Origin of the sequence: Vibrio sp. 10N.237.312.B06 (assembly GCF_041464685.1) — a bacterium.
Classification (GTDB): domain Bacteria; phylum Pseudomonadota; class Gammaproteobacteria; order Enterobacterales; family Vibrionaceae; genus Vibrio; species Vibrio tasmaniensis_A.
The window spans coordinates 19,329-27,226 of the sequence record NZ_JBFSPI010000068.1 but is presented as its reverse complement, the minus strand read 5'-3'; the positions used below and the strand labels follow the sequence as shown (position 1 = coordinate 27,226).

The 7,898-nt window shown below is 45.0% G+C and carries 4 protein-coding genes and 3 pseudogenes; 1 reads left to right on the top strand and 6 read right to left on the bottom strand.

Annotation, left to right across the window (positions count from 1 at the left end; genetic code table 11):
- Positions 1 to 100: 100 nt before the first annotated feature.
- The 3 pseudogenes from AB6C75_RS16955 to AB6C75_RS16945 all read right to left on the bottom strand — a co-directional run.
- Positions 101 to 295: pseudogene (locus AB6C75_RS16955) on the bottom strand (IS110 family transposase); the annotation flags it as partial.
- Positions 296 to 953: 658 nt separating this feature from the next.
- Positions 954 to 1,291: pseudogene (locus AB6C75_RS16950) on the bottom strand (transposase).
- A 205-nt stretch (positions 1,292 to 1,496) separates the two neighbouring features.
- Positions 1,497 to 1,739: pseudogene (locus AB6C75_RS16945) on the bottom strand (IS110 family transposase); the annotation flags it as partial.
- A 122-nt stretch (positions 1,740 to 1,861) separates the two neighbouring features.
- On the opposite strand from AB6C75_RS16945, the gene AB6C75_RS16940 reads away from it, so the two are divergent.
- On the top strand, positions 1,862 to 2,440 hold the full coding sequence (locus AB6C75_RS16940; protein WP_372108325.1) for an O-methyltransferase: 579 nt from the start codon (positions 1,862 to 1,864) through the stop codon (positions 2,438 to 2,440).
- A 360-nt stretch (positions 2,441 to 2,800) separates the two neighbouring features.
- Here AB6C75_RS16940 and gcvP read toward each other — a convergent pair whose 3' ends face one another.
- The 3 genes from gcvP to AB6C75_RS16925 all read right to left on the bottom strand — a co-directional run bounded on the left by gcvP (position 2,801) and on the right by AB6C75_RS16925 (position 7,494).
- On the bottom strand, positions 2,801 to 5,680 hold the full coding sequence (gene gcvP, locus AB6C75_RS16935; protein ID WP_017102169.1) for an aminomethyl-transferring glycine dehydrogenase: 2,880 nt from the start codon (positions 5,678 to 5,680) through the stop codon (positions 2,801 to 2,803).
- Positions 5,681 to 5,769: 89 nt separating this feature from the next.
- Complete coding sequence (gene gcvH / locus AB6C75_RS16930; RefSeq protein ID WP_009845137.1) at positions 5,770 to 6,150, bottom strand: glycine cleavage system protein GcvH; 381 nt, start codon at positions 6,148 to 6,150, stop codon at positions 5,770 to 5,772.
- A 51-nt stretch (positions 6,151 to 6,201) separates the two neighbouring features.
- Positions 6,202 to 7,494, bottom strand: coding sequence for a serine hydroxymethyltransferase (locus AB6C75_RS16925; RefSeq protein WP_017097964.1), 1,293 nt, complete (start codon positions 7,492 to 7,494; stop codon positions 6,202 to 6,204).
- Positions 7,495 to 7,898 lie beyond the last annotated feature (404 nt).

Here is a 7,898-nt window from a genome sequence, read left to right as displayed (position 1 = left end):
TACAAGAGTATGGCTTGCGCTCGCTTTACTCTGCCGCGCAGCGGCTTCGTTCAACAAACGACTATGGCGTCAATGATTGATTTTTGGCTGTGTTTTCATCTCACATGGCGCCATCTCTGAGCATAGAGTTAAGGGGCACAACCATCTTTCGTACGCACGCTATTATTGCGACTTTCTTAGGCTTTCCGTCAGCCAAAAGTCGAGCATAACTCGCTTTGAATACGGGGTTACATTGCATGGCTGACATCATTGTCATATATAACACAGTGCGTACTTGCGCTCGAGCGCCTTGGATTTATCGTGATGAAATGGCGGTAGGATCAGAATTGAGAGGGGCGAGGAGAAATTCTACAGCCTCGTTATATGTTTTCTAACTAACAAGATCATATCAGGAGTTGAAATGACTACTTGTCCCCATTGCAATAAAATCTGTAACCCTATTAGGTTCATTTGGGTATCAAGATGGACACCATATATGTGCCCTCACTGTCAGGGGAAATCCCAATTTTCTGGTTATGGCAGTTCAATTCTTGGTGGTCTCTTCGGGTTGCTTGGTTACGCCTTGTATACTTTTTTATCCTCTACCTTTGATAACTCTTTGTACTTAAATTTGTGTATAACAATACTACCCCTGACTAGCGCTACATTATTGCTACAGTGGCTGTTCTTTAAACTAAAAACTGAGTAATAAACATATAACAAATATGGATTAAGGTGTTGCGCAGCCAACACTAAATCTCGAGTGTTGAACAAGCCCGAAGCCACTTTAGTAAGTAAATTGTACGATTGAACTTGAAGGGCGCACCGCTTTGAGTCTTTTCTCAAGGCGAGCGAGGCCAAGATAAGGTTGCGATAGCAATCTTATCAACCAGTTAGCTATTTTTCGTTTCTTTCGTCGTCACATCTCCTTTGATTTCGTCAATGCCATTATCCTTATTTTCGATGCCTTTCGGCTACATGGGTCGGTTCACTCCAACACACGCCATCTCATGCTCACAGCAAGGGCATATTCGTATTGCTTTGGTCCTTATCGGTGCCGTTAGCGGCGGCATCATATAGACCAAGTTCAATAACAGCAGTTGAATGCGGGCCCTTAAGGCGTGTGCTTGACCACGTAAAAATCCGTAGTCTCTTACTCGCTGCAACCCTTTGGGCAGCACGTGTTGAAAATGAGCAGCAAGAACTTGAGAGTAGGCAAAGTGCGCGTTCGCCATACATTGGTTTGGCTCCCTTTATAGCGGAAGGTGACTGTGTCGTCGGTTATATGGATGATGTCTTCATCAGGCAACACGCCACGATAGAGGTAGCGAGCCAAATAGCTCAACGCAGCCTGACCGTATCCCGCTGGTCGGTAATTGACCACTCATTGTTTGGGTATGTCACTCGGAAGCCACAACGTTGGGTGTTAATTAATGGTCTCCAGCACTCTTGCTCGGCATACTTGTTAAGCTGCCACGCCGAGTTTTACCTCCACTGGAGTTTTCTGTTGGAACGAGTCCAAGGCTCGTCATTAAGCGATAAGTCCAGTAACCGCATGGTCCTGTTTCATAGACAAAGTGCAGAGTGGCTTTTGGATACTTGGATTGCAGCTGTTTGGTCAATTTAATCAATGCGGACTTATTCGATTTAATACAGCCAAGGTGTTGTGGATTTGCCTCACGATGTTCTTATAACACAGCGATTTGAATAAATGACTTATGCATATCTAAGCCAATGAAAATTATGCTATCTTTATTCATGCTAGCCTCCAAAATTTAGTTGTTTGACACACTAATTATGGCTATGGTTTTAAGCTAACCCACGATATTGGAGGCTAACACCTTTCGTGGGGGTCATTATGTCTAGGCGACAAGGAGGGATCATGAACAAATTGGAAGGGACGTACCCCAATAGCTATGAAGATATTCTAGCTGCTACAAGTGAGATTGGATTTCCGCAGTTATCAGATGCTGAAACAGGTTCATTTTTAGCGACACTTTGCGCTAGTAAAATTAACGGCAATTTCCTAGAGCTTGGAACTGGTACTGGGCTTTGTACATTTTGGTTGTTAGAAGGGATGAGTGCTGGCTCTAAGCTAATTTCAGTAGACAATAATGAGCGGAATATTGGCTTGGCTCGTAAATTTTTAGAACATGATAGCCGAGTTGAAATCGTATTAAGTGAAGGCGAAGCTGTAATTGATGGAATAGAACCAGCTTCATTGGATTTGATATTTGCTGATACTTGGCCGGGTAAGTATCACTATTTAGAAGAAGCGTTAGGTTTACTAAAAGTTGGCGGCATTTATGTTGTCGATGATATGAATACGAGAAGTGAATGGTCGATAGAGCACAACACTAAAGTTGAAGACTTAATATCACACTTAACAACTCGTTCAGATTTAATAACTACGAAGCTGGATTGGTCTACAGGTTTGGTTATGTGTGTGAAAATCGCTTAACAATAGACTATGGCGTCAATGGCTATTTGGGCGCCATTTATGTTTTACATACCATCACTTTTTAGCTTCAAAGCTTAAGTTGTATAAGTCTTCTATTGCCACAAAGCCAGCAGAAAAACAAAAAGACCAATCCCCAGTGTTACTTTTAGAAGCAAGCCAAGAGGTGCTCCACCTTTTGGCGCTTTATTGCAACATCCCATCATTGATTCCTAATTTGTCGTTAATGTCATATCACCTTAAACCTTTCCCTTACGGTAAGGTCAATGCTTTATTAGTCATATAATCTGGAATCCGAAAAACAAAAAAGCGAACCGTTCGGTTCGCCTTTTGTTATGTTGTTCTGCTTAGCGCCGCTACGAATTAGTCTTCGTAGTTGTCGATGCTTGGGCAAGAACAGATTAGGTTACGGTCGCCGTATACGTTATCTACACGGTTAACAGTAGGCCAGTACTTCGAGTTCTTGGTTGCTTTCGATGGGAAGCAAGCCAGTTCGCGAGAGTAAGGGCGATCCCATTCTGCGCCTGAAAGGTCAACTTGTGTGTGCGGTGCGTTCACTAGAGGGTTGTTGTCTAGTGGCCATTCACCCGCTTTCACTGCTGCCATTTCGTGACGGATTGCGATCATCGCTTCACAGAAACGGTCTAGCTCTTCTAAATCTTCAGATTCAGTTGGCTCTACCATTAGTGTGCCAGCTACAGGGAAAGACATAGTAGGCGCGTGGAAACCGAAGTCCATTAAACGCTTAGCAATATCTTCTTCGCTGATACCTGTATCTTCCTTAAGTGGACGAATATCGATAATACATTCGTGCGCTACGCGGCCGTTAGTGCCACGGTAAAGAACAGGGTAGTGAGGACGTAGTTTTTCCATCACGTAGTTCGCGTTCAGAATCGCTACTTTCGTTGCGTCTGTTAGGCCAGGTTCGCCCATCATTGCGATGTAAGCCCAAGAGATAGGTAAGATTGAAGCACTACCTAAATCTGCCGCTGATACCGCGTAGTCAGAACCTTGTACACCGTTTTCGATGTGACCTGGTAGGAAAGGTGCTAGGTGCGATTTAACGCCGATAGGACCCATACCCGGACCGCCACCACCGTGTGGGATACAGAATGTTTTGTGTAGGTTCAAGTGAGATACGTCTGAACCGATGAAGCCAGGTGAAGTTAGACCTACTTGAGCGTTCATGTTCGCGCCGTCTAGGTAAACCTGACCGCCCGCTGCGTGTACTTGTTCACACACTTCTTTCACTTGCTCTTCGTATACGCCGTGCGTAGAAGGGTAAGTGATCATGATGCTTGATAGGTTGTCTTTGTGCTTCTCGATTTTCGCTGCTAGGTCTGCCATGTCGATGTTGCCATCTTCATCACACTTAACAACCACTACTTTCATTGAAACCATAGATGCTGTTGCAGGGTTAGTACCGTGCGCAGAGCTTGGAATCAGACAAACATTACGGTGAGCTTCACCGCGGCTTGCGTGGTAGCGTTGAATCGCGATTAGACCTGCGTATTCGCCAGATGCACCAGAGTTAGGCTGTAGTGAGAAATCGTCGTAACCGGTAATTTCACATAGCTTCTCTTTAAGATCTTTCGCTAGCGCTGTGTAGCCCGCTGCTTGCTCTAGAGGTGCGAATGGGTGAATTGAACCAAACTCAGGCCATGTTACTGGAATCATCTCAGCAGCAGCGTTCAGCTTCATCGTACAGCTGCCCAGTGGGATCATGCCGTGCGTTAGTGAGAAGTCTTTGTTCTCAAGCTGTTTTAGGTAACGCATCATTTGCGTTTCGCTGTGGTGCGTGTTGAATACTGGGTGAGTTAGGAACTCTGATTCACGACGGCAGTTTTCTGGAATTGCTGCAAACTCATTTGATGCAATGTCAGAAGATAGTGCTTGAACGTCTTCTTTCACGTCGAAGATTGCGAATAGTGCATTCACGTCGTCGATCGTTGTTGTTTCGTCTAAGCTGATACCGATTTTACCCTTAAGAAGGCGAAGGTTGATGTCTGCTGCTTGCGCTTTCGCGTACAGTGCATCTGTCTTCTCTTCAGAGTTGATCGTGATGGTATCAAAGAAGCTGTTGTTCGTTAGTTCGTAACCCGATTTAGTCAGGCCAGCCGCTAGGATAGCTGTCATGTGGTGTGTACGACGAGCAATAGTACGTAGGCCTTCTGCACCGTGGTAAACCGCGTAGAACGACGCCATGTTTGCTAAAAGTGCTTGAGCTGTACAGATGTTCGATGTCGCTTTCTCGCGGCGGATGTGTTGCTCACGAGTTTGCATTGCCATACGTAGCGCTTGGTTACCGTGAGTATCGATAGATACACCGATTACACGACCTGGCATTGTACGCTTATGTTTTTCACGAGTACCCATGAATGCAGCGTGTGGACCACCGTAACCCATAGGAACGCCGAAACGTTGCGCTGAACCGATGACTACGTCTGCGCCCATTTCGCCCGCAGGCTTAAGTAGAGCGGAAGCAAGTAGGTCAGTAGCCACTGTAACCAGTGTTTTGTTAGCTTGAGCTTTCGCAATGATGTCTGTTAGGTCACGAACTTCACCCGTTGTACTCGGGTATTGAAGAAGCGCACCAAATACGTTTTGCTCTGGAAGTGTTTCAAGAGCACCAACCATTACTTCAAAACCGATGTACTCAGCACGAGTTTTAACAACTTCTAGTGTTTGAGGGTGAACATCGTCAGCAACGAAGAATACTTTGCTCTTGCTTTTGCCAGCACGCTTACACAGAGTCATTGCTTCGCCAGCCGCTGTCGCTTCATCAAGAAGGGATGCGTTCGCGATTTCCATACCGGTTAGGTCCATTACCATTTGTTGGTAATTGAGTAGAGCTTCAAGACGACCTTGAGAAATCTCTGGTTGGTATGGTGTGTAAGCTGTGTACCAGCCGGGGTTCTCTAAAACGTTACGTAGAATAACGTTTGGAGTGAATGTGTTGTAGTAGCCTTGGCCAATGAAAGTACGTTTCACTTGGTTTAGGTTAGCGATCTCTTTAAGAGAGGTCAGCATGTCCATCTCGCTCAGTGGCGCAGCAAGTGTCATTGGTTTTTCAAGACGGATTTGTGCAGGAACCGTTTCGTCGATCAGTGCGTCTAGGCTAGTCGCGTTGATCGCTTCAAGCATTTTTTGCTGGTCTGCTTTATTAGGGCCGTTATGACGAGCAACAAACTCGTTTTGCGTACCCAAGTCTTTCAGTAATTGGCTTTGAAGTAATTCAGTCATGATATGTTCTACTTTCTCTCTGGAGCCGTGAGCTAGCCCCTAAAATTAAGCTGCTCCAAAGAGCAGCTTTATCGTAATGAGGTTACCTATTAGTCTTCTTCTACAGAGCTTAGGTATTCTTCCGCATCTTTAAGGTTGTTTAGTTCAGACGCATCAGACATCTTCACTTTAACAATCCAACCGCCTTCATAAGGTTCTTCGTTGATTAGCTCTGGGCTATCTTCTAATTCTTCGTTGATTTCTACAATTTCGCCAGAGATTGGTGCGTAGATATCAGAAGCTGCTTTCACTGATTCAACCAGAGAGAAGCTTTCGCCAGCTTCAATTTCGTCTTCAGTGTCTGGCAGGTCAACAAACACAACGTCACCTAGTAGCTCTTGAGCGTGCTCAGAAATACCAATAGTTACAGTACCGTCACCGTTGTCTTTTACCCACTCGTGGCTGTCTGCAAACTTTAGTGTATTGTCCATTGCTTATTCTCCAAAAATTTATGAGGTTTTAATTTAAATCTTAAAATTGGTTTAACGGTAAAGAGGGAAGCGCTTGCAAAGCTCTTTAACTTGCTTGCGAACACGTTGCTCAACTTCAGCATTGCCTTCAGGGCTTTCAACTAAGCCATCAAGTACATCGCCGATCCATTCACCGATAAGTTTGAATTCTTCAGTGCCAAAACCACGACTGGTTCCAGCTGGCGTGCCTAAACGGATACCAGAAGTAATCATAGGCTTCTCTGTATCGAATGGTATGCCATTTTTGTTACATGTGATCCCTGCACGCTCTAATGCTTCTTCAGTTACGTTACCTTTCAAGCCTTTAGGGCGAAGGTCAACCAACATTAGATGTGTGTCTGTACCGCCAGTCACAATGTCACAACCGCGAGTTTGCAACACTTCAGCAAGAACTTTTGCGTTGTCGATCACTGAATCAATATAAGTATTAAATTCAGGGCCAAGTGCTTCGCCAAACGCCACTGCTTTAGCCGCGATAACGTGCATTAGTGGGCCGCCTTGAAGGCCAGGGAACACTGCAGAGTTGATCTTTTTGTTGATGTCTTCGTGGTTCGTAAGAATCATGCCGCCGCGTGGGCCACGAAGTGTTTTGTGCGTTGTTGTGGTAACAACGTGTGCGTGTGGTAGTGGGCTAGGGTGAGCACCTGTCGCGATAAGACCCGCGATGTGTGCCATATCGACCATTAGGATAGCGCCAACTTCGTCAGCAATTTCGCGGAACTTAGCGAAATCAATAACGCGTGGGATAGCACTACCACCTGCAATAATCATTTTAGGTTGGCTTTCGACAGCTAATGCGCGAACTGCTTCGTAATCGATTTCAAGTGTGTCGCGGTCTACGCCATATTGAACTGCGTTGAACCACTTACCAGACATTGCAGGACGTGCACCGTGTGTGAGGTGACCACCAGCATCTAAAGACATACCAAGGATTGTGTCGCCGGGTTGAAGTAGGGCAAGTTTTACTGCACCGTTTGCTTGAGCGCCAGAGTGAGGCTGCACGTTTACGTACTCACATTTGAACAGCTGTTTAGCACGTTCAATTGCGATAGCTTCAACGGTATCTACGTGCTCACAACCACCGTAGTAGCGACGGCCTGGATAGCCTTCTGCGTATTTGTTGGTTAGGCAAGTGCCTTGAGCTTGCATTACTGCTTTAGAAACGATGTTCTCAGAAGCAATAAGTTCGATTTGTTCGTTTTGACGAGTGTTCTCTGCTTGGATTCCAGCAAATACGGCGTCGTCAGTGCCTGATAGGTTCGTAGAGAAAAAACTGTCTAAGCTGTGGTTTTGGTAAGCGTTCATTGTCGAGACCTTTCATTAAGCTAATGGTGATTGTTTTTATAGTCCATTAGGTCTTACGTTGATTTCTGCATCGGTATCGTTTGCGCTATATAGGTACAGACATACGTTGATTGCGTATTAAATATACTCTTACAGCGTCTAAGCGATCGTTGTAGGGTCAATGCAGCACGAATTGGTTCCCAAAAAATCGGGTAAAAAACAGCTCTTACAAATGTTAAATCTATCATTTGCGGCAAGCCGAAGTAGCATCTCTTCATCTAACAAGTCGATAACATAGCTCCGTTAAAATCAATTTTCAACAAAAATTTCCAATAGGAAACAGATTTTCTTGTTTTGCTACGGGGAGCACGCTTTATTTCTCTGTGTGCTCTTTAATCAACAAAGCGCTTTATGCAACAATGAAA

What these genes read in the sequence shown, in the direction of transcription:
- AB6C75_RS16940 (WP_372108325.1), top strand. Translation starts at nt 1,862, where the DNA reads ATGAACAAATTGGAAGGGACGTACCCCAATAGCTATGAAGATATTCTA.
- gcvP (WP_017102169.1), bottom strand. Translation starts at nt 5,680, where the DNA reads ATGACTGAATTACTTCAAAGCCAATTACTGAAAGACTTGGGTACGCAA.
- gcvH (WP_009845137.1), bottom strand. Translation starts at nt 6,150, where the DNA reads ATGGACAATACACTAAAGTTTGCAGACAGCCACGAGTGGGTAAAAGAC.
- AB6C75_RS16925 (WP_017097964.1), bottom strand. Translation starts at nt 7,494, where the DNA reads ATGAACGCTTACCAAAACCACAGCTTAGACAGTTTTTTCTCTACGAAC.